General features: G+C 69.5%; 27 protein-coding genes. 10 read left to right on the top strand and 17 right to left on the bottom strand.

Translation table 11 applies throughout. From position 1 onward, the window contains the following. The first annotated feature begins 312 nt into the window (after positions 1-312). Complete coding sequence (locus ACX938_RS12510) at positions 313-987, top strand: invasion associated locus B family protein (RefSeq protein ID WP_459431306.1); 675 nt, start codon at positions 313-315, stop codon at positions 985-987. A gap of 233 nt (positions 988-1,220) precedes the next feature. Here the strand turns inward: ACX938_RS12510 and lpxB are convergent, their stop codons facing one another. The 13 genes from lpxB to pyrH form a co-directional block, all read right to left on the bottom strand. Beyond that, a complete protein-coding gene (gene lpxB / locus ACX938_RS12505; RefSeq protein WP_459431305.1) occupies positions 1,221-2,390 on the bottom strand; it encodes a lipid-A-disaccharide synthase in 1,170 nt (389 codons plus the stop codon). After that, positions 2,390-3,178, bottom strand: coding sequence for an LpxI family protein (locus ACX938_RS12500; RefSeq protein ID WP_459431304.1), 789 nt, complete (start codon positions 3,176-3,178; stop codon positions 2,390-2,392). The genes lpxB and ACX938_RS12500 overlap by 1 nt, the downstream gene beginning before the upstream one ends. 4 nt (positions 3,179-3,182) lie before the next feature. After that, positions 3,183-3,971 carry an acyl-ACP--UDP-N-acetylglucosamine O-acyltransferase gene (gene lpxA / locus ACX938_RS12495; protein ID WP_459431303.1) on the bottom strand — a complete coding sequence of 263 codons (789 nt, stop codon included), beginning with the start codon at positions 3,969-3,971 and terminating at the stop codon, positions 3,183-3,185. Further along, positions 3,968-4,429: a 3-hydroxyacyl-ACP dehydratase FabZ gene (gene fabZ, locus ACX938_RS12490; RefSeq protein ID WP_232753108.1), complete on the bottom strand. Its 462-nt coding sequence runs from the start codon at positions 4,427-4,429 to the stop codon at positions 3,968-3,970. The genes lpxA and fabZ overlap by 4 nt, the downstream gene beginning before the upstream one ends. Positions 4,430-4,495: 66 nt before the next feature. Then, positions 4,496-5,206, bottom strand: coding sequence for an OmpH/Skp family outer membrane protein (locus ACX938_RS12485; protein ID WP_459431302.1), 711 nt, complete (start codon positions 5,204-5,206; stop codon positions 4,496-4,498). Further along, the gene (gene bamA / locus ACX938_RS12480; protein ID WP_459431301.1) at positions 5,206-7,560 is read right to left on the bottom strand and encodes an outer membrane protein assembly factor BamA; all 2,355 of its coding nucleotides are present in this window, start codon (positions 7,558-7,560) and stop codon (positions 5,206-5,208) included. The genes ACX938_RS12485 and bamA overlap by 1 nt, the downstream gene beginning before the upstream one ends. An 85-nt stretch (positions 7,561-7,645) precedes the next feature. After that, complete coding sequence (locus ACX938_RS12475; protein WP_255702812.1) at positions 7,646-7,777, bottom strand: hypothetical protein; 132 nt, start codon at positions 7,775-7,777, stop codon at positions 7,646-7,648. 135 nt (positions 7,778-7,912) lie between these two features. Continuing rightward, positions 7,913-9,256 carry an RIP metalloprotease RseP gene (gene rseP / locus ACX938_RS12470; protein WP_459431300.1) on the bottom strand — a complete coding sequence of 448 codons (1,344 nt, stop codon included), beginning with the start codon at positions 9,254-9,256 and terminating at the stop codon, positions 7,913-7,915. A gap of 14 nt (positions 9,257-9,270) precedes the next feature. Further along, positions 9,271-10,440 carry a 1-deoxy-D-xylulose-5-phosphate reductoisomerase gene (gene dxr, locus ACX938_RS12465; protein ID WP_459431299.1) on the bottom strand — a complete coding sequence of 390 codons (1,170 nt, stop codon included), beginning with the start codon at positions 10,438-10,440 and terminating at the stop codon, positions 9,271-9,273. Between the two features lies 1 nt (position 10,441). Next, the gene (locus ACX938_RS12460) at positions 10,442-11,242 is read right to left on the bottom strand and encodes a phosphatidate cytidylyltransferase (protein ID WP_232753113.1); all 801 of its coding nucleotides are present in this window, start codon (positions 11,240-11,242) and stop codon (positions 10,442-10,444) included. After that, the gene (uppS, locus tag ACX938_RS12455; protein WP_232753114.1) at positions 11,239-11,964 is read right to left on the bottom strand and encodes a polyprenyl diphosphate synthase; all 726 of its coding nucleotides are present in this window, start codon (positions 11,962-11,964) and stop codon (positions 11,239-11,241) included. Before uppS ends, ACX938_RS12460 begins: the two co-directional genes overlap by 4 nt. A gap of 41 nt (positions 11,965-12,005) precedes the next feature. Then, a complete protein-coding gene (frr, locus tag ACX938_RS12450) occupies positions 12,006-12,569 on the bottom strand; it encodes a ribosome recycling factor (RefSeq protein ID WP_459431298.1) in 564 nt (187 codons plus the stop codon). A 116-nt stretch (positions 12,570-12,685) separates the two neighbouring features. Then, entirely contained in the window at positions 12,686-13,417 is a 732-nt protein-coding gene (gene pyrH / locus ACX938_RS12445) for a UMP kinase (protein ID WP_232753116.1), read from the bottom strand. Positions 13,418-13,517: 100 nt separating this feature from the next. On the opposite strand from pyrH, the gene miaA reads away from it, so the two are divergent. The 3 genes from miaA to ACX938_RS12430 are packed head-to-tail and all read left to right on the top strand — an operon-like array spanning position 13,518 to position 16,920. Then, the gene (gene miaA, locus ACX938_RS12440; protein WP_459431297.1) at positions 13,518-14,405 is read left to right on the top strand and encodes a tRNA (adenosine(37)-N6)-dimethylallyltransferase MiaA; all 888 of its coding nucleotides are present in this window, start codon (positions 13,518-13,520) and stop codon (positions 14,403-14,405) included. A gap of 2 nt (positions 14,406-14,407) precedes the next feature. Next, positions 14,408-15,265, top strand: a complete 858-nt coding sequence (locus tag ACX938_RS12435) for an AraC family transcriptional regulator (protein ID WP_232753118.1) — start codon at positions 14,408-14,410, stop codon at positions 15,263-15,265. Then, positions 15,262-16,920 carry an ABC transporter substrate-binding protein gene (locus ACX938_RS12430; protein WP_459431296.1) on the top strand — a complete coding sequence of 553 codons (1,659 nt, stop codon included), beginning with the start codon at positions 15,262-15,264 and terminating at the stop codon, positions 16,918-16,920. The genes ACX938_RS12435 and ACX938_RS12430 overlap by 4 nt, the downstream gene beginning before the upstream one ends. 150 nt (positions 16,921-17,070) lie before the next feature. On the opposite strand, the gene ACX938_RS12425 is transcribed toward ACX938_RS12430, so the two are convergent. Then, positions 17,071-17,658: a lytic transglycosylase domain-containing protein gene (locus tag ACX938_RS12425; protein WP_232753120.1), complete on the bottom strand. Its 588-nt coding sequence runs from the start codon at positions 17,656-17,658 to the stop codon at positions 17,071-17,073. Positions 17,659-17,853: 195 nt separating this feature from the next. On the opposite strand from ACX938_RS12425, the gene ssb reads away from it, so the two are divergent. Together ssb and ACX938_RS12415 are read left to right on the top strand one after the other, a co-directional pair. Continuing rightward, positions 17,854-18,387, top strand: coding sequence for a single-stranded DNA-binding protein (gene ssb, locus ACX938_RS12420; RefSeq protein WP_459431295.1), 534 nt, complete (start codon positions 17,854-17,856; stop codon positions 18,385-18,387). Between the two features lie 334 nt (positions 18,388-18,721). Continuing rightward, positions 18,722-19,771: a site-2 protease family protein gene (locus ACX938_RS12415; protein WP_459431294.1), complete on the top strand. Its 1,050-nt coding sequence runs from the start codon at positions 18,722-18,724 to the stop codon at positions 19,769-19,771. Here ACX938_RS12415 and aroB read toward each other — a convergent pair. Both aroB and ACX938_RS12405 read right to left on the bottom strand, forming a co-directional pair. Beyond that, positions 19,752-20,870, bottom strand: coding sequence for a 3-dehydroquinate synthase (gene aroB, locus ACX938_RS12410; protein WP_459431293.1), 1,119 nt, complete (start codon positions 20,868-20,870; stop codon positions 19,752-19,754). The two genes, ACX938_RS12415 and aroB, sit on opposite strands and share 20 nt — an antisense overlap. Further along, positions 20,870-21,436: a shikimate kinase gene (locus tag ACX938_RS12405; RefSeq protein WP_459431292.1), complete on the bottom strand. Its 567-nt coding sequence runs from the start codon at positions 21,434-21,436 to the stop codon at positions 20,870-20,872. Before ACX938_RS12405 ends, aroB begins: the two co-directional genes overlap by 1 nt. A gap of 101 nt (positions 21,437-21,537) precedes the next feature. On the opposite strand from ACX938_RS12405, the gene ACX938_RS12400 reads away from it, so the two are divergent. The 4 genes from ACX938_RS12400 (at position 21,538) to ACX938_RS12385 (ending at position 25,549) form a co-directional block, all read left to right on the top strand. Further along, positions 21,538-21,687: a hypothetical protein gene (locus tag ACX938_RS12400; RefSeq protein WP_232753125.1), complete on the top strand. Its 150-nt coding sequence runs from the start codon at positions 21,538-21,540 to the stop codon at positions 21,685-21,687. Beyond that, positions 21,677-23,239 carry a hypothetical protein gene (locus ACX938_RS12395; RefSeq protein WP_459431291.1) on the top strand — a complete coding sequence of 521 codons (1,563 nt, stop codon included), beginning with the start codon at positions 21,677-21,679 and terminating at the stop codon, positions 23,237-23,239. The genes ACX938_RS12400 and ACX938_RS12395 overlap by 11 nt, the downstream gene beginning before the upstream one ends. Further along, positions 23,236-24,162: a site-specific tyrosine recombinase XerD gene (locus ACX938_RS12390; RefSeq protein WP_459431290.1), complete on the top strand. Its 927-nt coding sequence runs from the start codon at positions 23,236-23,238 to the stop codon at positions 24,160-24,162. The genes ACX938_RS12395 and ACX938_RS12390 overlap by 4 nt, the downstream gene beginning before the upstream one ends. Positions 24,163-24,232: 70 nt before the next feature. Continuing rightward, positions 24,233-25,549: an HlyC/CorC family transporter gene (locus tag ACX938_RS12385; RefSeq protein ID WP_232753128.1), complete on the top strand. Its 1,317-nt coding sequence runs from the start codon at positions 24,233-24,235 to the stop codon at positions 25,547-25,549. Here ACX938_RS12385 and ACX938_RS12380 read toward each other — a convergent pair. Then, the gene (locus ACX938_RS12380; protein WP_459431289.1) at positions 25,491-26,636 is read right to left on the bottom strand and encodes a sensor histidine kinase; all 1,146 of its coding nucleotides are present in this window, start codon (positions 26,634-26,636) and stop codon (positions 25,491-25,493) included. The genes ACX938_RS12385 and ACX938_RS12380 overlap by 59 nt on opposite strands. Positions 26,637-26,758: the final 122 nt, after the last annotated feature.

The raw sequence follows: 26,758 nt of genomic DNA, 5'->3' as shown, positions 1-26,758 counted from the left end.
AAACTGGCCGCGCCCCTGGCGCGGTAATTTTTGTGCGGAGATTACAAAAGGATAAATGGGCGGAAACCCGCGATATTGGCTGTTGACGGGTCCGGATTCGCATCGTAGCGTCCCAACCAATGACAAAGTCGGCCAGTCCGACAGGGAGAGATCTGAAAAGAGAGCCTGCGGGCTCTCTTTTCTTTTCTCTCCCGGCCGCCCCGGTGGCCAGGAACCGCCCAATGGGCCTCCGGTTTCCCCCTGACAGTCCCGCGCCCTCGTGTTAAGCGCGTGTTCGAACAGACTTTAGGCCAGTTCCATGGAGCTTTGGACATGAAGACATCGCTGACCCATCTTTCCCTGATCGCCCTGCTTGCCGCGACCCCCGCGCTGGCGCAGGACGACGCCACGGCGACCGAGGGCGAGGCAGAGACCTCCTCCGAGGGCACCGAGGCCGAGACCCAGAGCGAGGCCGAGACCGCGCCCTCGGGCGGCGCCGCGAGCGAGCTTTTCGACACCGGCGAAGCGGTGGGCGATGCAACCGGGCAAGGCGGCGAGGATTCCTCGAGCTACGTGCGCGAGACGATCGGCGACTGGGACATCCAGTGCCTGCGCGCGCAGGAGGGCGAAGACCCCTGCCAGCTCTATCAGCTGCTGCAGGACGAGGACGGCAATTCCGTCGCCGAGGTCAGCCTCTTCAAGGTCGAGGGCCAGGGCCAGGCGGTGGCCGGCGCGAATTTCATCGTGCCGCTCGAGACGCTCCTGACGCAGAAGCTGACCATCTCGGTCGATGGCGGCCAGGCCAAGCGCTATGACTTCGCCTTCTGCGCGCAGCTGGGCTGCGTGGCGCGGGTCGGCTTCACCGGTGACGACATCGCGAGCTTCAAGCGCGGCCGGGTGGCGAATGTGACCATCGTGCCCGCCGCGGCGCCCGAGCAGGAGGTGACCGTGGGCATGTCGCTCTCGGGCTTCACCGACAGCTACGACTCGGTGACCCCGGCGCAGTAAGCGCTGCGGATCGGCTGGATTTGAGAAGCGCCGTCGGGTTTGTCCGGCGGCGTTTTTCGTGGGGTGGTCTGGGTTTGACGGCGGGGCGCGAGAGTTAATGGGCGCGAGGCCTTAGAGTGTGCCGCTTCGCCGATTGTCTTTTCTAAGGAAAAACCCGGTTGGTGCATCTGCCGAGCCCAGCTTTCGCGTAAAGGCGCATCACGCCCCGTTCTGCAAACGCCCTGCCCCGCGCCTCAGCGCGCCGCCTGCCCCAGACCGTCGAGCACCGCGCGCGCGGCGCGCAGGCCCGGGTGCGCCCCGCCCTTGCCGAGCCGCTCCATCGTCAGCGCCATGGCGGCATCCTGCGCCTTGGGCGCCTCCAGCACCGCCAGCGCGGCCTCGGCGACCGGGCCCGGGCGGCAGTCCTTGCCGATGAACTCGGGCACGCTGCGGGTCTCGGAGACCAGGTTCACCAGCGTCACCGTGTCGGTCAGCAGCATCCGTCCGATGATCTGCCGCGAGAGCCAGTTCATGTCGTAGGCGATCACCATGGGCGTCGCCGAAGCCGCCAGCTCCAGCGAGACCGTGCCCGAGGCCGCCAGCGCCACATCGGCCGCCGCGAAGGCCGCGCGCTTGGCCTCGGGCCCGCCGCTGCCGTCCTCGGCCCGGGGATCGAGCACCAGCGGCGCCACCGGCCAATCGGCCACAGCCGCCTCCACCGCGCCCGCGACGCCGTGCGCGGCGGGCAGCACGAAACGCAGATCGGGCCGCTTCTCGGCCATCCGGGCGACGACCTCGCCGAAGACCGGCAGGAGCCGCGCGATCTCGGAGCGGCGCGAGCCCGGCAGCACCAGGCAGAGCGGCGCATCGCCCAGCCCGCGCGCCTCGCGGAAGGCCGCGACCTCGGCGGCATCCGCCTGCGCATCGGTCACCACCGGGTGGCCGACGAAGTCGCAGCGCATGCCCGCGGCCTCCATGTAGGGCGGCTCGAAGGGCAAGAGCGCCAGCACCTGGTCGATGTGGCGCGCCATCTTCACCGCCCGCTTCGGCCGCCAGGCCCAGACCGTGGGGGCCACGTAATGCACGATGCGGATGTCGCTCCGGGCCTTGACCAGTTCGGCCACCCGCAGGTTGAACTCGGGCAGGTCGATGGTGACCACCACGTCGGGCTTCTGGGCCAGGATCGCCTCGGCGGTCTCGCGGATGCGGCGCTTGAGGGCGCGGTATTCCTTCAGGATCTCGCCGATGCCCATGATCGAAATCTCGTCCATGGGAAACAGGCTCTCGAGCCCCGCGGCGGTCATGCCGGTGCCGCCGATGCCGGTGAAGCTCACCGGTTCGGGGGACGCCTCGGAAAGCCCGCGCATGAGCGCCGCGCCCAGGCGGTCGCCCGAGGCCTCGCCCGCAATAAGGAAGACGCGCATCAGCCGGGCCTCCGGCGCGACCAGAGGAAGAGCCCCGCCGCCTCGGCCTCGGCCATGGTCCGCGGCTGATCGAGGACGAGAACGCCGCCCGCCTCGAGGATCAGCCCGGAGAGGCCCGCGCGGGCGGCGCCGCGCAGGGTCTCGGGGCCGACGGTGGGCAGATCGGCGCGGCGGTCCTGCCCGGGCTTCGGCGCCTTGTAGAGGAGCCCGCCGCGCGCCGCCCCGGGGAGCCCCGCCAGCAGCGCGTCGGTCCCGGCCTCATCCTCGCGTGCGATCACCTTGCCGCCCGCGATCACGCAGGCCTGGCCGAGGTCGGCTTCAGCCATCTCTGAGAGCGCGGCATCCCCAAGGAGCGCCGCCTCGGCATGGCTGTCGTCGGGGTGGCGCGTGGTCGGCACGCCCTCGGGCAGGAGCAGTTCGGGCGCGGCCTCGTGGGCGGGCAGGATGGCAAAGCCCGCCTCTTCGAAGAGCGCCAGCACGATGCGCAGCGCGCCGTCGTCGCCAAGCGCCAGGGCCTCCGTCAGACGCGGCACCAGCGGCGCGGTCGCGGCGTCGATGCGGGCGGGGTCGATCACTGGCCGGTCGATGCCGCCGCAGAGGCAAAGCGCGGTCACGCCGCGCGCCTTCAGATCGGCGATCAGCGTGCCCAGCGTCTCGAGCCGGAAGCTGAGGTCGGGGGTGAGGCTCTCGGGCGGGCTGTCGGCCAGGGCCGCCACGACGACCGGGCCCTGCGCGGCAGAGACCACGGCGCCCGGCAGCGCGCCCCGTCCGGCGATCAGCGCCAGCACCGGCTCAGCCCGGGGTCAGGAAGTGGCGGTCGGTCTCGCTCAGCACGAAGTCGACGATCTCGCGCACATAGGCGCTCTCCGTCTCTTCGCCGAGCCGCCGGGCGCGGTCCTGGAAGGCGCCCTCGCCCTGGGCCAGCATCTGGAAGGCGGCCCGCAGCGCGGTGATGTCCTTGCGCGCCACGCCCCGGCGCTTCAGCCCGACGAGGTTCAGCCCGTCGAGCACCCCGCGCGGGGCCTGCACGAGGCCGTAGGGAATGACGTCGTTCGTCACCATGGTCACCGCGCCGATGATCGCGCCACGCCCGATGCGGACGAACTGGTGCACGCCCGAGAGCCCGCCGACGATGACCTCGTCCTCGATCACGCAGTGGCCCGCGACGGCGCAGTTGTTCACCAGGATGACGTGATTGCCGATCTGCACGTCGTGGGCGACATGGCAGCCCGCCATGAAAAGCCCGTCGTCGCCGATCCTTGTGACGCCGCCGCCGCCCTCGGTGCCGGCGTTCACGGTGACATGTTCGCGGAAGCGGTTGCGCGCGCCGATCTCGAGGCGGGTCTTCTCGCCCTGGAACTTCTTATCCTGGGGGATCTCGCCGATCACACCGAAGGAGAAGAAGGTATTGCCCGGGCCGATCTCTGTGTCGCCGGTGAGGATGACGTGGCTTTTCAGCACGTTGTCCGCGCCGAGATGTACCTCGGGGCCGATGTGGCAGAACGGGCCGATCTCGCAGCCGGGGCCGATCACGGCCCCTTCCTCGATCACGGCGCTGGGGTGGATCTTTGCCTCGCTCACGCGGAGAGGTCCATCATCGCGGTGAATTCGGCCTCGGCGGCCAGCTCGCCCTCGACGGTGGCGGTGCCCTTGAACTTCCAGACCTTGCCGCCGGGCTTGCCGCGCAGCGTCTCGAGCCGCATCTGCAACTGGTCGCCCGGGACCACCTTGCGGCGGAACTTGCAGCCGTCGATGCCCATGAAATAGATCAGCATGTTCTTGTCGGCGAGATCGAGCGCCACGCCCACCATGACGCCCGCGGTCTGGGCCATGGCCTCGACGATGGTCACGCCCGGCATGATCGGCGTGCCGGGGAAATGCCCCTGGAAATGCGGCTCGTTCATGGAGACGTTCTTGAGCCCCAGGGCCGAGCTGTAACCGTCGATATCCACCACCCGGTCGACCAGGAGGAAGGGATAGCGATGCGGCAGAATCCGCTGGATGAGCTGGATATCGGCGCTCTTGAGATCGTCGGACATGCGCTTCCTCGCCTTAGCTGTCGGGTCTGCGTTCGGTAGCAATGCCACGCCGCGGTGGCAAGCGCGTCACTCCACTGGGGTGGGCTCGCCCTCGCCCATGTCGAAGAGCGGCGCGGTGCCGGAGCCGGGCTCGGGGGCGGGCACTTCGGCTTCAGGCGCCTCGGGCGCAGGCGCGCCCTCGGGGGCCGCCCCGCCCTCGTCGGAGGCGCCGGGCGCGGACATCTCCAGCTCGGCGCCGTCGCCGATCGCCGCGTCGAGCCGGCGGATCGCCAGCTCGGTGATGTCGATGGCATTGGCGCTCAGGAGCACGTTGCCGCGTTCGAGGATCAGCGCCGCGCCCGCCTCGCGCAGGATGTCGGCGAGAACCGGCTGGGCCTGGCTGAAGAAGGTGCGCCGCGCGGTCTCGTCGCGGTTCGACAGCTCGCGCGCCTTGGCGTCCTGCTGGCGGCGCAGCTCCTCAACGCGGGCGTCGAAGGCATCGGCCATGGCGCGGAACTCGACCGGATCGGTCTCGGGCCGGATCTCGGTCAGGCGCTGCTCCTCGGCGGTCAGCTCGGCCTCGAAGCGGCGGTTCTCGGCGGCAAGCGCCCGGCCCTCCTCCTCGATCTGGTCGAGAAGGCGTTGGCCATAGGCGCTTTGGTTGAAGAAGCGGTCGGATTCGATCGTCAGGATGGGCGAGCGCACCACTTCGCGCGAAGCCTCCTGCGCGAAGACCCCACCTGCGGGCAAAAGCGCCGCCGCGGCCAGCCCCGTCAGAAGGAAGCCGCGGCGTCGCATCAGAAGTCGGTGGAGATCGTCAGCTCGAAGTTCTGCTCGCGGTCCTTGTCCTCGCGCTGGAGCGCGTCGGAGAAGTTGAACCGCAGCGGCCCGAGCGGCGTGTCCCAGAAGAGCGAGACGCCGACCACCTGGCGCAGCGAACCGTCCTCATAAAGCACCGTGCCGGTGGCGTCATCGCTGTTGCTGAGCCCCCAGAGCGAGCCGACGTCGTAGAAGACACCGCCGGAGACCCCGTATTCCTCGGGCAGGCCGAGCGGAAACTCCGCCTCGAAGCGGGCCACGGCGAAGTAATCGCCGCCAAGTGCATCATCCACGCCGGCGCCCACTTCGCGCGGGCCGATGCCGCCCGGCTCGAAGCCGCGCATCACCGAGGAGCCCATGAAGAAGCGGTCGGTCACCCGGCTGCTGTCGTCGCCGAGGTAGTTCAGCGCGCCCGCCTCGACGGTGGCGCGCAGGGTGATCTCTTCGCTGAAGGCCAGCCGCTGGGCCACGGCCCGGGCGCGGGTCTCGACGAAGGCCACGTCGCCGCCGACGCCGCCGAAGTCCTGACCGAACTCCAGAAGCACGCCCGCGTCGGGGTTCAGCCCGGTGCGGCGGGTGTCGTAGCTCAGCCGGTAGCCGAGCGAGCTTTTCAGGATCTGCCCTTCGCCCGCCTCGGCGCGGACGATGCCGCCCACTTCGGAGGCATCGGGGATCGAGATGTCGGTGCTCTCGATGTCGTAGCTGAGCTGCAGCCGGGTGTTGTCCGACACCGGGAAGGTCAGCGAGGGCGAGAAGCGCGCCACCTCGGTGTTGTAGTCGGAATCGTCCTCGGTGGTGCGGGCGTAGGACAGCCCCAGCCCCAGCGCGAGGTCGCGGCCCAGCAGCGCCGGCTCGGTGAAGTTGAAGAAATAACGTTCGGTGTCGGCGGTGGTGGTCACCCCGAGGCTGAGCTGCTGCCCCCGGCCGAGGAAGTTCTGCTCGGCGAAGGAGAGGTTCAGACCGAAGCCCGAAGAGGTCGAATAGCTGCCGCCGATGCTGATCGAGCCGGTGGGCTGCTCTTCGACGTCCACGTCGACGATGACCTGCTGCGGCGAGGAGCCTTCCCGCGCCTCGACATCGGCGTCGGCGAAATACCCCAGCGCGCGGATGCGCTCCGCGGCGTTGCGGATCTCGCGCGGGTTGAAGGGGTCGCCCTCGACGATCTCGAACTGGCGGCGCACCACGCGGTCGAGCGTGGTGGTGTTGCCCTCGATGTCGATGCGCTCGACGAAGACGCGCGGGCCGCGGGTCAGCACGAATTCCACGTCCAGCGTCAGGTCGCGGTCGTTACGGGTGACGCGGGGCTCCACGCGCACGAAGTCGAGGCCCTCCTCGACGGCGCGGCGCTCGAGCCGCTCGATGTCACGGTCGACCAGCGTCGGCGCATAGGTCTTGCCGGTGCGCACGGTCACAGCGCGGCGGAAGGCGTCGATGTCCACCTCGGGCAGGTCCGAGGTCACGCTGATCTCGCCGAAGGAGAATTTCTGGCCTTCCTCGACGTTGAAGGTCACGAAGTAGCCGTCGCGCTCCTGCGAGAGCTCGGCGTTCACCCCGGTGATGCGGAAGTCGACATAGCCGCGCGAGGCGTAGAAATCCTCGAGCAGCTGGCGGTCGAACTGGATACGGTCCTCGATGAAGGTGTCGCTCGAGATGATCGCCCGCAGGAGGCCCGCCTGCTTGGTCTCGAGCACCCGGCGCAGCCGGCGGTCGGAATAGGTCTGGTTGCCGACGAAGGCGATGCGCTCGACCTCGGCGACGCCGCCTTCGAAGACCTCGAAGACAAGGTCGACGCGGTTGTCGGAGCGGCGGATCACCCGCGGCTGGACCCGCGCGGCGATGCGGCCCTGCTCGAGGTAGGCATCGGCGATGGTGTTGGCGTCGGCCTCGGCGGTGGTCGGCGAATAGACCCGGCGCGACTGCGACTGCAGGATCGGCTGCAGGTCCTCGTCGTCGATGCGGCGATTGCCCTCGATGGCGATGCGGTTGATCGTGGGATATTCCACCACCCGGATCACCAGAGTGCTGCCCTGGGGCACGATCTCGACGCTTTCGAAAAGCCCCGAGTTCTGCAGGTTCTGGAAGGCACTGTTGAGCTGGGCAGCCGACACCGGCTCACCGCGGGGAATGCCCGCGTAGCTCAGGATCGTGCCCGACTCGATTCTCTGGGCGCCCTCGATCTGCACAGAATTGAAGACGAAACTCTGCGCCACGGCCACTTGCGGCACCGCGACCATTGCGGTCGAGGCGGTCAGCGCAAAAAGTGCGACGGTCGAGGTTCTCGCTAGTTCGCTCAGCGCCACACCAAAGCAGCGCGCGTTCGTCGTGATCGACATCCCGCCTCGTTCCCTTCAGACATCCCTCGGATCGTCAGTATCGGGATTGCCGGGCCTTGTCAAAAGCCTGCGCGGGCTTCGAAAGTCATTGCAGGAGCGAGCCCAGGAGCGTGCCGAAGCCAAGCGCGACGACGATGGTCAGCACGTAGAGAATCCGGTCCCAATTGAGGTTCAGGATCAGTCCCAATCCGCGATATCCGTCGTGTATGGCCTGCATGTCGGCGCCTTGATGCCCTTGGTGATGCCGGCCCCCGGGCCGGTCGAAACTCGGGCACCGACCCTAGGGGCGCATTTTGGCATAAATTGGGCGAAGCGCGCGGGGCGTTCCGCGGGGGCCGCGGCCGGCCCCCGCTCAGGGGCAGAAGAGGTCGTTGGTGATGCCCAGGACCATGATCGACAGGATGATCGCGAGCCCCACCGACATCAGCACCCGCAGCGCCCGGTCCGAGGGCGGCTTCCCGGCGACCGCCTCGTAGGCGTAGAAACACAGGTGCCCGCCGTCGAGCACCGGCACCGGGAAGAGGTTCAGAAGCCCCACCGCCGTCGACAGAACCGCGATGAACCAGATGAAGTTGGTGGTGCCTTGGCTCGCCATGGAGCCGCTGGTCTCGGCGATGCCGATCGGCCCCGAGAGATTGCAGGTCGAGATCGCCCCGGTGATCATGTGCCAGAGCCCCGAGATCGAGCCCTGGATGATCGCGCCGGTCTGGCTCACGCCTGACAGGAAGGCGGTGCCCGGCCCCGGCGCCTCGGTCGCGGGCTCGAAGAACATCCCGCCGACGATGCCGATGCGGTAGACCGTGCGGAAGGAATTGTCGGGCTGCGGCTCGTCGGTGCGGCGCGGGGTCAGCGTGGTCTCGATCACCTCGCCGTCGCGCCAGATCTCGAGGTCGAGCGGCGCGCCCTCGGAGCCCTCGACCCGCTCGCGGAGCTGCTCGAAGGCGAAGACCTCGGTGCCGTCGATCGTCAGGATCACGTCGCCCTGCCGGAAGCCCGCGTCGTCAGCGGCCGAGCGCGGCACCACCGAGGTCGCGATCGGCGGGTAGACGTAGGGCCCGTCGACCACCAGCCGCTCACCGCCACGCTGCACGGTGTAATCGAGCACCGGCTCGAGCGGCAGTTCGTCCAGGAAGCTCTCGAAGGTGGTGGAGCTGTCGAAGCTCGGCGGCACATTGCCCGCGATCTCGACGATCTCGTCGCCGGGTTCGAGCTGTTGCACCGAAGGCAGCGGGCGCAGGTCGCCCACGGTGATCGGCTCGGAGACCACCCCGCGCGCCATGAAGACGCCGGTGAAGACCAGGATCGACAGGATGAAGTTGAAGACCGGCCCCGCCGCCACCGTGGCCGCCCGCGCCCAGAGCGGCGCGCCGTTCATGGTGCGGCGCTTCTCGGCCTCGCTCAGCTCCTGCATGGCAGCATCGTCCTTGCCGCCCGAGGCATTGGCGTCACCGCGGAACTTCACATAGCCGCCAAGCGGGAAAAGCGCAACTTGCCAACGGGTTCCGCGCTTGTCCTCGCGCGCGTAGATCACCGGCCCGAAGCCCAGCGAGAAGACATCGGCGTCGATCCCCGACCAGCGCCCGACGATGTAATGGCCGTATTCGTGGATCGCCACGATCACCGAGAGCGCCACGACAAATGCCAGGAGCGTCCAGAGCAGCCCGCCGAACTGCGGAATCAAAGTCAAGAAATCCAAAACCGCGAGCTCCCTCAGCCTATGGCCTCATCCGCCGCTCTACGGGCGAGATCGTCAGCCTGACGCACCTTATCAAGTGTTACCGTGTCGAGATGTAGCCCGCCCTCCGCCGACATCCGCTCCAGCACGCGTTCGACGACGGCGGCCATCTCGAGAAATCCGATCCGCCGTTCGATGAAGGCGTCGAGCGCGCGTTCCTTGGCGGCGTTGAAGACCGCGCCGGCAAGGCCGCCGGTCTCCATCACCTCGCGCGCGAGCCTGAGCGCGGGCCAGCGCGCCTCGTCGGCGGGCCGGAAGGTCAGCTGGCCCAGGCGCACCAGGTCGAGCCGTTCGACCGGCACCGGGCGGCGTTCGGGATAATGCAGCGCGAAGCCGATGGCATGGCGCATGTCCGGCGGGCCGACATGGGCCATGAGTCCGCCGTCGCAGAAGCCCACCAGCGCATGGATCATCGACTCAGGATGCACCACGGTTTCGATCTGCCCCGGCTCCAGGCCGAAAAATTCCCGTGTTTCAATAAGTTCAAGCGCCTTATTGAACATCGAGGCGCTGTCGATGGTGATCCGCTGGCCCATGTCCCAATTGGGATGGGTGGCGGCCTCCTCGGGTGTGGCACCGGCCAGCTTCTCCAGCGGCCAGTCGCGGAAGGCGCCGCCCGAGGCGGTGATGACCACCCGTTCGACGGCCGCGATGTCCTCGCCCAGGAGCGCCTGGAACACCGCGGAGTGTTCGCTGTCGACCGGGATCACGCTGCCGCCGCTGGCGCGGGCGGTCGCCATGACCAGGGGGCCCGCGCAGACCATGCTTTCCTTGTTGGCGAGCGCCAGTTTCGCCCCGCCCTCGAGGGCCGCGAGCCCCGGCGCGAGCCCGGCGGCACAGACGATGGCCGACATCACCCAGTCGGCGGGCCGGCGCGCGGCCTCGATCAGCGCGGCCTCGCCCGCGGCGGCCTCGACCCCGGTGCCCGCCAGCGCATCGCGCAGCGCGGGCAGCTGGTCGTCATGCGCGGTCACCGCGACCTCGGCGCCGAGCCGGGCGGCGTCATGGGCCAGCCGCGCGACGTTGCGCCCGCCGGTCAGCGCCACCACGTCGTAGGCCTCGGGGTCGCGGGCGATCAGGTCGATGGTGTTCTGCCCGATCGAGCCCGTCGCGCCCAGGATCGAGATGCGCCGCCGCTCAGTCATCTCAGCCGGGCCCCGCCAGCCCCGGCGGGAAATCGACGATCTGCCCGGCGAGCAGGATGAAGAGCGCCGCCCCGAGCATCCCGTCGAAACGGTCGAAAAGCCCGCCGTGCCCGGGAATGAGGTTGGAGCTGTCCTTCACGCCCGCGCGGCGCTTGATCGCGCTTTCGGCGATGTCGCCCAACTGGCTGGCCATGGAGATCGCGATGGAGAGCGGCACGAGCCCGTAATGCGCCTCGGTCAGGGCCGCGAAGACGGCCCCCAGCGCGCCCGCGGCGATCCAGCCCGCGACGGTGCCCGACCAGGTCTTCTTGGGACTGACGCGCGGCCAGAACTTCGGCCCACCGATCATCCGCCCGGCGAAATAGCCCGCGATGTCGGTGGCCACGACCACCAGCACCAGCCAGAGCATCCAGATCAGCCCGAAGTCGTCGCGATGGGCCATCATGCCGTAGCCCGCCAGCAGGATCAGCGCCGCGAAGACCGCATAGGTCACCCCGCCGCGCTGCATCTGGCCGAAGCCCAGCATGGCCGGCGCGAGCAGCAGCGGCATGGCGGTGGTCGCGGGCACCTCTCCGGCGACCAGCACCGCGATGCCCGCCGCGGCGCCCAGGACGCGCGGGGTCCGCACCCGGTCGCTGTCGAGCATGCCGACCAGCTCCCAGATCATCACCCCGGAGACCAGGGCGATCAGGACGTGAAAGGTGAAGCCGCCGATCCAGACGGCGGCCAGGCCGACCGCGACCAGCACGACCCCCGAGACAAAGCGTTCGCCAAGATCGTTCCAGCGCGCCCTGGGGCTCATGCAGGCACCGCGCCGTAGCGTCTTTCGCGCTTGCCGAAGGAGCGCGTCAGCCCGGCGAATTCCTCGGCGGTGAAATCCGGCCAGAGCGTGTCGACGAACTCGTATTCGGAGTAAGCCGACTGCCAGAGCAGGAAGTTCGAGATCCGCGCCTCGCCGCTGGTGCGGATCACCAGGTCGGGGTCGGGCAGCAGGCAGGTGTCGAGGTAGCGCGGCAGCGTCTCCTCGCCGACCTCCTCGGGGGCGAGCTTGCCCTGGGCCACGTCCTCGGCCAGGCGCCGGGTGGCGCGGGCGACCTCGTCGCGGCCGCCGTAGTTCAGCGCGATGGTGAGATTGGTGCCGGTGCAATGCGCGGTCATGGTCTCGAGCTCGTCCATGAGCCCGCGCAGCTTGGCGTCAAGCCGGAGCCGGTCGCCGATGAAGCGCACCCGCACGTCGTTTTCGCGCAAGGCCCGCGCCTCGCGCGCGATGTAGAGGCGGAAGAGGCTCATCAGCCCCGCCACCTCGTCCTGGGTGCGTTTCCAGTTCTCGGTCGAGAAGGCGAAGATGGTCAGATATTCGACGCCGCAATCGGGGCAGGCCTCGACGATCTCGCGGACGCGGCGGGCGCCGGCCTGGTGCCCGAAAAGCCGCGGCCTCCCGCGGCCCTGGGCCCAGCGGCCGTTGCCGTCCATGATGATGGCCACATGCCGCGGCGGAGCGTCGTTTGTGTCTGTCCTGGACATCGCGTCGCCTCCTCGGCCGTAGCGGAACCCTCGCGCAGGTCTCAGACCTGCATGATCTCGGCCTGCTTGGTCTCGAGCGCTTCGTCGACCCGCTTGATGTAGTCGTCGGTCAGCTCCTGGATCTCGGTCTCCCAGAACTTCTGGTCGTCCTCGGAGATGCCGTCGCCCTTGGCCTTCTTGACCTGGTCCATGCCGTCGCGGCGCACGTTGCGGATCGCGACGCGGGCGCTTTCGGCGTATTGGCCGGCGACCTTGCCGAGCTCGCGGCGGCGTTCCTCGTTCAGCTCGGGGATCGGCAGCATGATGATCGTGCCGTTCATCTGCGGGTTGATGCCCAGCCCGCTTTCCCGGATCGCCTTCTCCACCTTGTTGACCAGGCTCTTGTCCCAGACGTTTACGGTGACCATGCGCGGCTCGGGGACGTTCACCGTGCCGACCTGGTTGATCGGCGTCATCTGGCCGTAGGCTTCGACCTGGACCGGCTCCAGCATCGAGGCCGAGGCGCGTCCGGTGCGGAGCGAGGCGAACTCGGTGCGAAGATTGCTCATCGCGCCGTCCATCCGGCGTTTCAGGTCGTCGGTATCAAGCTCGAAATCGTCTGACATGGTAAAGTGCCCGCTCGGATGATTTTTTCTTCCTCCCGCCTTCTAGGACAGGCAGGGGCGGATGTATAGGCATTTGCCGCAAATCCGGGCCCGCCGAGGGCCCGCCGCGGCCCCGCTCAGCCCTGCACGCGGGTGTAGGTTCCCTTACCCGCGAGGATGCCCCGGAAGCCGCCCGGCTCATCGAGCGAGAAGACGATGATCGGCAGGTTGTTGTCCCGCGCCAGCGCGATGGCGGAGGCATCCATGACCTTCAGGTGCTTGGCCAGGCAGTCGTCGAAAGAGACCGTCTCGTAGCGCACCGCGTCGGGGTGCTGCATCGGGTCCTTGTCGTAGACGCCGTCGACCTTGGTGCCCTTAAAGATCGCCTCGCAGGCCATCTCGTTGGCGCGCAGCGTGGCCGCGGTGTCGGTGGTGAAATAGGGGTTGCCGGTGCCCGCGGCGAAGATGCAGACGCGCTTCTTCTCGAGGTGACGCACGGCGCGGCGGCGGATGTAGGGTTCGGCCACCTCGTCCATGCGGATCGCCGAGATCACCCGGGTGAAGACCCCGAGGCTTTCCAGGGCCGATTGCATCGCCAGCGCGTTCATCACCGTCGCCAGCATGCCCATGTAGTCGGCGGTGGTGCGCTCCATGCCCTGGGCCGAGCCCGCGAGCCCGCGGAAGATGTTGCCGCCGCCGATGACCATGCAGATCTCGACGCCCATGTCGTGCACCGACTTCACCTCGCGGGCGATGCGCTCGACCGTCGGCGGGTGCAGCCCGTAGCCCTGGTCGCCCATGAGCGCCTCGCCTGAAATCTTCAGGAGCACGCGCTTGAAGGTGGTGGTGTGCTCGTCGCTGGCGGTCATGTTGCGCTCCGTCCCTGTGGCGGTCTAGGATCGCGGCCATAGATGTCGGAATTCCCGCCCGATGACAATGGCGCGGGCCCCGGACAAAGGCTTTCCGCCGATGATCGATCTTTCCGCGCTTGATCCCCACCGGCCCGTGCTGATCGCCGGGCCCACGGCCTCGGGGAAATCCGGCCTGGCGTTGCGCATCGCCGAGGCCCAGGGCGGGGTGATCGTGAACGCCGACGCGATCCAGGTCTTCTCGGACTGGCGGGTGCTGACCGCCCGCCCCGCACCCGGTGACGAAGCCCGCGCGCCGCATGCGCTCTATGGTCATGTGCCGGGCCATGAGCCCTATTCCGTCGGCGCCTGGCTGCGCGAGGCGGTGCCCTATCTCGAGGCCGGGCCAAGGCCGATTTTCGTCGGCGGCACGGGGCTTTACTTCACCGCGCTCACGCGCGGTCTGGCGCAGATCCCGCCCATCCCCCAGGCGATCCGCGAGGAGGCCATGGCCCGGCTCGAGGCCGATGGCCCCGCGGCGCTCCTGCCCGAGATCGACGCCGAAACCGCGCGCGGCATCGACCGGCAGAACCCGATGCGCGTGCAGCGCGCCTGGGAGGTCCTGCGCGCCACCGGCCGCGGGCTCGCCGCCTGGCAGGCCGACACGCCGCCGCCGCTCCTGCCGCTGGCGCGCGCCCAGGCCTTCGTGATCGGCGCCGACAAGGGCTGGCTCACCCCCCGGATCGCGACACGTTTTGAGCAGATGATCGCCGAAGGGGCGCTCGATGAGGCAGAGACCAACGCGCCGGGCTTCACGACCGCCCTGCCCTCGGCAAAAGCCATTGGCGCGCGCGAGCTGATTGCGCATGTTAGGGGCGAGATGAGCCTCGAGGACGCCATGACCCGCGCGATCATCCAGACGCGGCAATTCGCCAAGCGCCAGCGCAGCTGGTTCCGCTCGAACATGGCGGGCTGGCGCTGGCTCGACCCGGAACGCGCGGAGGCCTGAGCATGAGCGCCGGCCCCAGCTTCCTGCGCAAACCCGCGCGCATCCACGAGACCACGCCCGAGGCGGGCCCTGTGCGCTGCCAGAACATCGCGCAGTTCACCCAGGGCGCGCCCTGGCGGCTGTCGGACCTGCACGACCGCGACACCGACCTGCTGATCTGGATCACCAAGGGCCAGGGCCGCGCCAATATCGGCGGGGTGATGCGCGGCTACGGCAGCCACAACGCGATCTTCGTGCCCGCCGGCACGCTCTTCGCGCTGGAGCTCGGCCCGCAGGTCCTGGGCAGCGTGATCGAGGCGCCCTCGGGCATGTTCGCCCTCTCCGAGCGGCGCCCGGAACACATCCGCTCGCGCGACAGCCTGGCCCAGGCCGAGCTGACCGCCGCGATCGAGGCGATGATGCGCGAGATCGGCCGCGACCGGCTCTATCTGCGCGACGCGCTTGGCGCGCATCTGCGGCTCGTCTCGGTCTGGCTGCGCCGCCAGCTCGCCGAGGGCACCGCCGACCGGCCCGACGAAAGCGCGAGCCAGCGGCTGACCCGGCGCTTCTCGGAGATCCTCGTGCGCGACTACCGCTCCGACCGGGTGATGGCCGATTACGCCGCGGCGCTCGGCGTGACGCCGACGCATCTGACCCGCACCTGCCGGGCGGCGGCGGGCAAGACCGCCGCCGAGATGATCACCGAGCGCAAGCTCTACGAGGCGCGCGTCATGCTGGGCCGAAGCGAGCCGCCGATCTCGGGCGTGGCCGAGGCGCTGGGGTTTCATTCGGCGGCCTATTTCAGCCGCTTCGTGCAAAGCCACACCGGGCAGACGCCCTCCTCGCTACGGCGGCGCGCGCTTGGCGCGGGGCGCCCATGAGCCGCGCCCATCCCGCCCTGCCCCGGCTTGGCGCGGAATACCGCGCGGGCCAGCTCTCGCGCCGGGAGTTCCTGACCCGCGCCACGGCGCTCGGGGCCGGCGCGGGCCTTCTCGGCGCGCTTGGCCTGCCGCGCCCGGCCCAAGCGCAATCCGCCCCGAAGCGCCGGCGCGGCGGCACTTTGCGGATCCAGCAGGACGTGCGCGCGCTCAAGGATCCGCGCACCGCCGACTGGCCGCATATCGCCAATGTCACCCGCGGCTGGCTCGAATACCTGGTGGAATACCGCCCCGACGGCTCGATCCGGGGGATGCTGCTCAGCGACTGGGAGGTGAACGACGACGCCACCGAGTATCTCCTGACCGTGCGGCCCGGCGTCCTCTGGTCCGACGGCAAGGCCTTCACCGGTGAGGACGTCCTGCGGATGTTCGACTACTGGTGCGACGGCACGGTGCCCGGCAACGTCATGTCGGCGAGTCTCTCGAGCCTCGTCGACCCCGAGACCCAGCGCCTGCGCAAGGGCGCGGTGAGCCTCGCGCCCGACGGGCGGCTGCGGGTGCGCCCGGCCCGGCCCGACGTGACGCTCATGGTGGCGCTGGCGGATTATCCCGCCGCGGTGATCCCGCCGGGCTTCGACCCCGAGACCATGCTCGAGGCGCCGGTCGGCACCGGCCCTTACCGCCCCGAGACGATCCGCACCGGCGAGATCGCGGTGCTGGTCCGCCGCGAGGGCTTCGAGTGGTGGGGCGACAAGGTGCCGGGCTTCGGGCCCGCGACGCTCGACCGGGTGGAGTTCATCGACCTCGGCAGCGACCCGGCCTCCTGGGTGGCGGCGATCGAGGAAGACCGCGTCGACATGCTTTATGAAAACGTCGGGCGCTTCATCGATGCGGCGACCGAGCTGGGCTGGGACAGCGCCGAGGTGCAGACCTCGGCCACCGTGGTGCTGCGCGGCAACCAGGAGGCCAAGGTCGGCGGCCGCCCGCTTTACGCCGACGCGCGGCTGCGGCGCGGGCTGGCTTTGGCCATCGACAACGGCATCTGCCTGGAGCTCGGCTACGGCAACCGTGGCGAGGTCGCCGCCAACCACCATGTCGCGCCGATCCAGCCCGATTACGCCGACATCGGGCCAGCGCGCTACAACCCCTCGCAGGGGCGCGCGCTGATCGTGCAGTCGGGCAAGATTTCCGTCGAACACGAGGTGGTCACGCTGGACGACGGCGTGGCGCGGCGCACCGGCGAGGCGGTGGTGGCGCTGCTTCTGGACGCGGGCATCCCCGCGCGTCAGCAGGTGCTGCCGGGCTCGCGCTTCTGGGCCAACTGGAAGGCGTTCCCGCTGTCGATCACCGAGTGGAACCATCGGCCTCTGGGCGTACAGACGCTGACGCTGGCCTATCGCTCGAACGCGGTCTGGAACGAATCCGCCTATGCCAATCCCGCCTTCGACGCCGCGCTCGACGAGGCTCGGGCGCTGGCCGACGCCGAGGAGCGGGCCGAGGTCATGGCCCGGCTCGAGACCATGCTGGTCGAGGACGCGGTGATCGTGCAGCCCTATTGGCGCTCGCTGTTCCGGCACTACCGCCCGGGGCTGGTCGGGGCCGAGATGCACCCGGCCTTCGAGATCCATCTCTACCAGCTGGGCTGGGCGGAGGACTGAAGCCGGGTTTGTGTGGTGGCTTGAGGGCTGCTCGGCCACGCGGGCTGTGCATGGACGTGAATCGCCCGCATCGCACCCGCAGCTGAAATCCGCTGGTCGTGCCGCGACACAGGCCCGAAGCGCGCACCCGCACCGTGCACCTAGCCCGGCTCACGACCCCCAGATCACCTTCACGTAATGCGTGGTTTCCTTGTAGGGCGGCACGCCGCCGTATTTCTCCACCGCGCCGGGCCCGGCGTTATAGGCCGCCAGCGCCAGCCGCCAGGAGCGGAAGCGGGTGTATTGCGCCTTGAGGTACCGCGCCCCGCCCTCGAGGTTCTGGCCGGGATCATGCGGATCGACGCCGAGCCGCCGCGCCGTGGCGGGCATGAGCTGCGCCAGCCCGATCGCGCCCTTGTGCGAGACCGCTTTGGGGTTCCAGCCCGATTCCTGCTGCACCAGCCGCAAAAAGAGGTCCTCGGGCACCCCGTGCCGCCGCGCCGCCGCCCGCGCCGGAGCGAGATAGGCGCCCGAGTAACGGCCCTGGAAGGCCGGGCCCTCGTCATCCCATTTCGTCGGTGTCTTGACCCGCGCCGGCTGCAGCCGCACCGAGGCGCGGTATTGCTCCGAGGCGCGCTTGTCGAGCACGCCGGTCTGGCTGCTGAAGAGCTTGGCCCGCCCTTGGGTCGACAAAATATCCGCCGAGGCGCCGCTGGCCGCCACGGCCAGGATCACGGCCGCGCCGATCATCCGTCCCATGGTTCCCCCGTCCCTGTCACGTTCACTGTCGTGCTGGGCGCGGACTATACCCGCTTCGCGTGATTTTGCGAGTCCCGAGGTCAGGGTTAAGGCCACCTTGTGAATTCCCCGGTTTTGGTCGATCCGGCAAATGTGTAACCTCTCGTCGACGCGGGCCCACGGGGTCCGGAATCGGGAAAGCTAGAAAGGGATGTCATGGCCGGATCCGTGAACAAGGTGATCATCGTGGGCAATCTGGGCCGGGACCCCGAGACGCGCACGTTCCAGAACGGCGGCAAGGTGTGCAACCTGCGCATCGCCACCTCGGAACAATGGAAGGACCGCAACACCGGCGAGCGCCGCGAGAAGACCGAATGGCATTCGGTGGCGATCTTCGCCGAGCCGCTGGCGCGCATCGCCGAGCAATACCTGCGAAAGGGCTCCAAGGTCTACATCGAAGGCCAGCTCGAGACCCGCAAGTGGCAGGACCAGTCGGGCCAGGACCGCTATTCGACCGAGGTCGTGCTGCGCCCCTACCGCAGCGAGCTGACGCTGCTCGACAGCCGCGGAGGCGGCGGTGACGGCGGCGGCTTCGGCGGCGGTGGCGGCGGCTACCAGGACGACCAGGGCGGCTATGGCGGCGGCGGCTACGGCGGCGGCGGTGGTGGCGGCTTCGGCGGCGACCAGGGCGGCGGCGGCGGTGGCTCGCGCGCGCCCTCGCGCGATCTTGACGACGAGATCCCGTTCTAAGCCTTTCCGCCTTCTGGCAAAGAACATGCGCCGCGTCCCGGGCTTTGGGGCGCGGCGTTTTTCTTTGGGGGCGGGCGCGCGCGGGCAAGGCGGGTCTTTTTTCTGAGAAAATGCGGGTTCGGCGCGTCCGCAGCCGGGCCTCGCCGAACGCGGTTAAATTGCTCCGGGCAGATCAGCGTGCCTCACGCGGCGGGGCCTCGCGCGCGCCCACGCCTCGCTTCGCCCAATTCCATCGCCGCGCCCCTCCGACAGCCCGCCGCACCCCGGCGCCCTTGGCCTCCGCCCTCCCGGGCCCCATGTCAGGACAAAGGCAACAACCACCACGGGCAGACGCATGGCATGGTCCTTCCGCATCGGGCGGCTCCTCGGCTCGGAGCTGCGCGTCCACGCGACATTCTTCCTGCTGCTTCTCTGGATCGGCGTCTCGGCCTGGGGCAGCGGCGGTCCGGCGGCGGCGGCGCTGAACATCACCTTCATCCTGCTGCTCTTCGCCTGCGTCCTGGCGCATGAGTTCGGCCATGCGCTCATGGCGCGGCGCTACGGCATCCGCACCCCGGACATCACGCTTCTGCCGATCGGCGGGCTGGCGCGGCTCGAACGCATGCCCGAACGCCCCGGCCAGGAGATCGCCGTGGCGCTGGCGGGCCCCGCGGTCAACGTCGGCATCGCGCTGGTGCTCTGGCTCGCGGGCTTCGGGCCGATGACCCAGGCCACGGGCCTCGGCGGCACGCTGGCGGGGCTCATGGGCGGGCTCCTGAGCGTCAACATCCTGCTGGTCGTCTTCAACATGATCCCGGCCTTCCCGATGGACGGCGGGCGGGTGCTGCGCGGGGTGCTGGCGATCTTCCTGCCGCGCCTGCGCGCCACGCGTTACGCGGTGCGGCTGGGCCAGGGGCTGGCAATCCTCTTTGCCGCCTATGCGCTCTGGACCGGCAGCTTCCTGCTGGGGCTCGTGGCGCTGTTTGTCTTCTTCGCGGGCAATGCCGAGCTGACCGAGATGCGCGCCCGGTCCCGCTTCGATCACCTGAGCGTCGGCGACGCGATGATCGGCGAGTTCACCCATCTCTCGCCCGAGGCACCCGCCGGCCCCGCCGCCGAGCTGGCCCGGTCGAGCCCGCAGGACATCTTTCCGGTGATCGGGCCCGACGGGCGGCTCGGCGGCTTCGCCACGCCCGACGCGCTCCTGCGCGCCCCCGCAGCGGCGCGGGTCTCCGAGGTCATGTCGCCCGAGGCCCCGAGCCTGCCGATGAGCCGCCCGGCGGTGCAGCTGATCACGCTCCTCGATCAATACCCGGCGGTGGGCGTGACCGGACCCTCGGGGCGGCTTCTGGGATATGTCACCCGCGAGAGCGCGGCGCGGCTCTTCAGGCAGCGCGGCGGCTGAGCGCCTCCTCGAGCAGCCCCAGCACCATCTCGCGCGGGACATCCGAGGTCACGAAGGCCCGCCCGATGCCGCGCGCCAGGATGAAGCGCAGCGCACCGTCCACGACCTTCTTGTCCTGGCCCATGAGGTCCAGAAGCCCCGCCGCATCCGGCAGGGGCCCGGGAATGTCGGAAAGGTCGGTCTTCATGCCCATGGCGCTCAGATGCGCGCGCACGCGGCTTGGCTCCTCCTGCGGGCAGAGGCCCAGCCGGGCGGAGAGCTCGAAGGCCAGCGCGCAGCCAAGCGCCACGCCCTCGCCGTGCAGGAGCCGGTCGGAATAGCCCGTGGCCGCCTCGAGCGCGTGGCAGAAAGTGTGGCCGAGGTTCAGAAGCGCCCGGTCGCCCTGTTCGGTCTCGTCGCGGGCGACGATCTCGGCCTTCATCTCGACCGAGCGGCGGACGGCATAAAGCCGCCCCGCGGCATCGCCCGCGGCCAAGGCCGGGCCCTGCGCTTCGAGCCAGTCGAAGAATTCCGCGTCACCCAGAAGGCCGTATTTCACCACCTCGCCGTAGCCCGCGAGGAAGTCGCGCCCGGGCAGGCTGTCGAGGACCGAGATGTCGGCCAAGACCCGCGCGGGCTGGTGGAAGGCGCCGACCAGGTTCTTGCCGTGCGGCGAGTTGATCCCGGTCTTGCCGCCGACCGAACTGTCGACCTGGGCCAGGAGCGAGGTCGGGATCTGCACGAAACGCACGCCGCGCCGCAGGATCGCCGCGGCAAAGCCGACGAGGTCGCCGATCACCCCGCCGCCGAGCGCGATCACCACGTCGCGCCGCTCGATCCGCTGGGCGAGCAGCCATTCGACCACCTCCTGCAGATGCGCCCAGCTTTTCGTGGCCTCGCCCGCGGGCAGGCTCAGCGCCTCCGAGGCGATACCCGCCTCAGACATGGCCGCCTGCAGCCGCGCCAGGTGCAAGGGCCCGACGTTGTCGTCGGTCACGATGGCCACCCGGGGGCGCGCCAGGACCGGCGCGATCTCGCGGCCGGCGGCCTCGATCAGGCCGGGGCCGATCCGCACCTCGTAGGACCGGGCCCCAAGCGCCACATGCACGGTTTCACTCATCACTTCGCTCCCATCACGTCGGGCCGGGTCGTCAGCGCGTCCAGCACCGCCCGCGCCGTGTCGTCGATCGAAAAGCCGGGCTCGGTCGCCACGGTCAGATCGGCCTCGGAATAGATCGGCACCCGCGCCTCGAACAGATCGCCCAGCGTCCGGTAGGGATCGGGCGTCCGCAGAAGCGGCCGGGTGTCCTTGTGGCGGACGCGCGACCACAGCAGGTCCAGGTCGGCCTTGAGCCAGACCGAGACGCCCTTGTCGCTGATCATCCGCCGGTTGCGGTCCTGCAGGAAGGCCCCGCCGCCGGTCGACAGCAGCGCCGGCGCGCCGTCCAGGAGACGGGCCAGCACCTCGCTTTCACGGCGCCGGAAGAAGGGCTCTCCGTCGCGTTCGAAAATCTCGGCGATGCTCATCTGCGCGGCGGCCTCGATCTCGGCGTCGGAATCGAGGAACGGCACATCCAGCATCTGCGACAGCGCGCGGCCGACCGCGGTCTTGCCCGCGCCCATCATGCCCACGAGAACCACCGGTTTCCTAAGGGCGCGCCGGTATTTTCGCGCTGTCTCGGCCATCACCTGCTCACTTCACAAGTTTTCGGCGTGAATGACGTGAACTCGCTCAAAAGGCCAGTTATAACTGCAAAAAATTGCCGAGGCAGAAGGCGGACGGATCCATGGGGCGACTTCTAAAATGGCTGTTTTACCTGGTTATTCTGGGCGGCATCGCGCTTGTCGCCTATGCCTACCTGGGTGAGTTCTTCGGCGCCGACTTCTCGCCGCCGCAGGCGGAGATTCGCCAGCCGGTCGATCTGGATGCGGATTGAAGCGCATCTGACGGCGCTCCTGCTGGCCGCGGCGCCCGCCGCGGCCCAGGGGCCCCTGTCGGCGATCGACTGGCTGAGCGAGGACGCCCCGCCGGTGGCCGCCCCGCGCGAGCCGCGCGCGGGCCCCGAGGGGGAGCCCCTGCCCCGCGACGAGCCGCCGGTGGCCGATGCGGTCTCCACCCCGGATGTCTCCGAGGCGACGCTGGGCGAGCCGACGCTGGGCGCGGTCGGGCTTCTGCCCAGTGCCACGACCGGGCTGCCGCCCTCGCTCTGGGAGGCAAGCGAGGCCGAGCGGCTGACCCGCCGCATCGCCGAGGCCGAGGCGCCGGTGCCCGCCATCGCCGCGCTGATCAACACGCTCCTGCTGGCCGAGGCGCGGCCGCCCTCGGGCGCGGGCGACGGCGCGGCCTTCGTGGCCGCGCGGGCGGAGCGGCTGATCGCCAATGGCTCGGTCGATCCGGCGCTGGCGCTGCTTGAACGCGCGGGTCCCGAGCATCCCGATCTGTTTCCGCTCTGGTTCGAGGCCTCGCTGCTCGAAGGGCGGCTGACCGAGCCCTGCGAGGCGCTCAACGCCGACCCCAAGCTGACCGACGACCTGGTCTCGGACATCTTCTGCGCGGCGCGGCAGGGCGACTGGCCGCGCGCCTATCTGACCTTCCAGACCGCCGGCGCGCTCGACACCCTGGGTCCGCGCGACCGCGACCTTCTGGAGCGCTTCCTCGATCCCGAGCTGGCGGGCGGGCTGCCCTCGCTGCCGCCGCCCTCGACCCCGAGCGCGCTGCAGTTCCAGCTCTTCGAGGCGATCGGAGAGCCCCTGCCGACCGGCCCCCTGCCCCGCGCCTTCGCGGCGACGGATCTCTCCGGCGACCAGGGCTGGAAGGCACAGATCATGGCCGCCGAACGGCTGGCCCGCGCCGGGGCGCTGTCGGAGAACCGGCTCCTGGGCATCTACACCCTGCGCCGGCCCGCGGCCTCGGGCGGGGTCTGGGACCGGGTCGAGGCGCTGCAACGCTTCGACATCGCCATGACCGCGCGCAATCCGACCTCGGTCGCCAATGCGCTCTCGCGGATCTGGCCCGAGATGGCCGAGGCCGATCTGCTGATTCCCTTTGCCGCGCTTTACGGCGACCGGCTCATGTCGCTGCCGCTGACCGGCGCGGCGCGGCAGCTCGCGCTGCAGGCGGGGCTTCTTTCCGAGAGCTACGAGCGCGCCGCCGCCGAGGTGGACACCGAGCGCCCCGAGATGCGCTTTCTCGCCGCCGTGGCGCGGGGCGCGGCGCCCGAGGGGGTGCCCGACCTGCCCCATGCCGCCGCCATCGCCGCGGGCTTCGGCCAGGCCGCGCCGCCCGCCGGGCTGCAGGCGTTGCTCGACGCCGGGCGGCTGGGCGAGGCGATCCTGCGCGCCATCGAGCTGTTCGACACCGGCGCCCAGGGCAATGACGCCCAGCTGATCGACGCCATCGCGACCTTCCGGGCCGTGGGGCTCGAGGACACCGCCCGCCGCGCCGCGCTGCAACTGGCGCTCTTGTCCGAAGAACACGGCGGGCGATGAGCGACGGGCGGATGATCTCGGCCTTTCTCGAGGCCCAGGCCGCCGAACGGGGCGGCGCGGAGAACACGCTTCTGGCCTATGGCCGAGACCTCAAGGACGCCTCGGAGTGGCTCGCGGGCCGGGGGCTCGATTTCACCCGCGCCGGGCGCAGCGACATCGAGGCCTATCTGGTCCATTGCGACGCCCAGGGCTTTTCCCGCGCCACCCGCGCGCGGCGGCTTTCGGCCTTGAAGCAGATCTACCGCTTCGCCTTCGAGGAGGGCCTGCGCGGCGACAACCCGACGCTGCAGATCGCCGGGCCCGGCCGCGACAAGCGCCTGCCCGAGACGCTGGACCTCGCCGAGGTCGACCGCCTCTTGGACGCCGCCACCCGGCTCGGCCGGACCGAGGCCGACCGGCTGCGCAACACCTGCCTGATGGAGCTGCTCTACGCCACCGGCATGCGGGTCTCGGAGCTGGTCTCGCTGCCGCTCTCGGCGGCGCGGGGCGATCCGCGCATGCTGCTGATCCGCGGCAAGGGCGGCAAGGAGCGCATGGTGCCGCTTTCGCCGCCCGCCCGCGAGGCGCTGGCCGACTGGCTCGACCACCGCGAGGCCACCGAGGAGGCCCGGCGCTTGGGCGGCGAAAAGCCCTCGCCGCATCTCTTCGCCTCGCGCGGGAAATCCGGGCATCTGACGCGCCACGGCTTCTACGCGCTGATCAAGGAGATCGCGGTGGCCGCCGGCATCTCGCCCGCCCGGGTCACACCGCACCGGCTGCGCCACGCCTTCGCCACACATCTTCTGGAGAACGGCGCCGACCTCCGGGCGATCCAGACCTTCCTCGGCCATGCCGATGTGGCCACCACCGAGATCTACACCCATGTTCTCGAGGAACGGCTGCGCGCGCTCGTGCTGGATCACCACCCCCTGGCAGGTGATTGAGCCGCACCTCTTGTTCCGGGGCGCGCGGGACCACATAACCCAAGCATCAGTTACCTAAGAGGACGCGACCTTGGACGCCGCTTTCTGGATCACCGCCTTCGCCATCCTGGCCCTGCTCGTCTTGTCGGGCTTCTTCTCGGGCTCCGAGACCGCGCTGACGGCCGCCTCGCGCGGCAAGCTGCGCGCCGCCGTGGACAAGGGCAACAAGGGGGCCGAACGGGCGCTGAAGATCACCGAGGACAACGAGCGGCTGATCGGCTCGGTGCTGCTCGGCAACAACCTGGTGAACATCCTGGCGACCTCGCTCGCGACCGCGCTTTTCACCAATCTCTTCGGTGAATCGGGCGTGGCGCTGGCCACGCTGATCATGACGCTGCTGGTGCTGATCTTCGCCGAGGTGCTGCCCAAGACCTATGCGATCACCAATCCCGAAAGCGCCGCCAGCCGCGTCTCGCCGGTGATCCAGGTGGTGATCCTGGTCTTCGCCCCCGTGGTGGGCGCGGTGCGCGCGCTGGTGCGCGGCATCCTGGCGCTGGTCGGCGTGAAGACCGACCCCGACAGCCATGTCCTCGCGGTGCGGGAGGAAATCGCCGGCGCGATCAACCTCGGCCATTCCGAGGGCGTGGTCGAGAAGGAGGACCGCGACCGCATCCTCGGCGCGCTCGACCTGGGCGAGCGCACCGTCGAGGAGATCATGCTGCACCGCTCCTCGATCGAGATGATCGACGCCGCCTCGGACCCTTCGGACATCCTGCAGCAGTGCCTCGAAAGCCCGCACACGCGGCTGCCGATCTTCCGGGACGACCCCGAGAACATCATCGGCGTGGTGCACGCCAAGGACCTGTTGCGCGCCATGTACAAGCTGATGGAGGGCCGCGAGGCCTCGATGCAGGCGCTGCAGGACTTCAACATCGCGGAAGTGGCGATGAAGCCCTATTTCATCCCCGACACCACCTCGCTCGACGACCAGATGCGCCAGTTCCTGCGCCGCCGCACGCATTTCGCGCTGGTGGTCGACGAATACGGCGCGCTGCAGGGGCTGATCACCCTCGAGGACATCCTCGAAGAGATCGTCGGCGAGATCACCGACGAGTTCGACCCCGATGCCGACCATGCGATCACCATGGCGGAAGACGGCTATTACTGGATCGACGGCCTGATGACGATCCGCGACTTCAACCGCGCGACCGACCACCAGCTTCCCGACGAGGAAGCCAATACCGTCGCCGGGCTGGTGATCCACGAGGCGCAGATGATCCCGACCGTCGGCCAGGCTTTCGTGTTCCACGGGTTCCGCTTCGAGGTGGTCGCCCGCGAGAACAACCGGATCACTCGGCTGAAAGTGCGCGCGCTCGATATGGCGCCGCGTCCGGCTGAGGCGACGTGACCAGCTCCAGCCGGTAGCCGCCCTCGCCCGCGCCCATCTCGACCTCGGCGCCGATCTGTTCGGCGGCGCTTTCCATGAGCCGCATGCCGATCGAGGCGATCTCGGTCTCCTCGGTGGGCAGCGTGGTCGCCGCGCCGCCGATGCCGTTGTCCTCGCAGAGAAGCCGGAAGCCGCCGTCCTCGCGGTCCTCGATCACCACCCGCACCGCGCCCTTGCGGCCGTCGGGGAAGGCATGCTTGGCGGCATTGGCCGCGAACTCGCTGACGATCATGGCGATCTGCGAGGCGGTGCGGCTCTCGGTCTCGAGCCGGGCCAGCCGGGTCTCTATCCCGACGTTGGCGGGCATCTGCGGGCGCAGCAGCTCCACCACCCGGTCGATGTAGGTATCAAGCCGCACGCGGTTGGTCTGGTTGGTGTTGTAGAGCTCGGCGTGCAGCTGGGAGATGGCGTTCACCCGCCGCGAGATGGCGGCCAGCGCCTCCTTGGTCTCGGGGCTCTTGGCGCGGCTGGTGTAGATGCGGATGAAGCTGGCCACGGTCTGCAGCGAGTTCTTCACCCGGTGGTCCATCTCGCTGCGCAGCACCTCTTCGTTGCGGATCGCGCGGCGCAGTTCCAGAAGCCGCATGACCTGTTCGGCCAGCGCCGAGAGGCTGCGCCGCTGCCGCGCCGTCAGCTCGCGCGGGCGGGTATCCAGCACGCAGAGCGCACCCAGAGAATGCCCCCGGTCCGAGACCAGCGGCGCACCGGCGTAGAAGCGGATCGGCTCCTCGCCCTCGATGCAAAGCGGGTTGTCGGCGGTGCGGGCGTCGGCATGGGTGTCGGGGATCTCGAGGATGCCGTCCTCGAGGATCGTATGGGCGCAGATCGCCTGGTCGATCGGGGTTTCGGGGTAATCGTAGCCGCAGCGGGCCTTGAACCACTGGCGGTCCTGATCCACGAAGGAGACCAGCGCGATGGGCGCGTCGCAGAGATCCTTGATCAGCGTGGTGATCTCGTCGAAGCTCTCCTCCGGTCCGGTGTCGAGTACCTCGAAGTCCCGGAGCTCTTCCAGACGCTCTTTCTGATTTCCGGGCGTGGGTGCACGCATCAACTATGCCTTTCCTGTGCCCCGAGGGCGCGGCAGTCCGTATCTGACCCGCGGCATGACTTGCCACGCGCCGGATTGCCTGCTTTGGGAGCCTAGGTGAAAATCCTTCTGTCGAGCCGTCA

Source organism: Roseivivax sp. (genome assembly GCF_054552075.1).
Note: the sequence above shows the minus strand (reverse complement) of the source record. Positions and strands in the feature narration are given on the sequence as shown.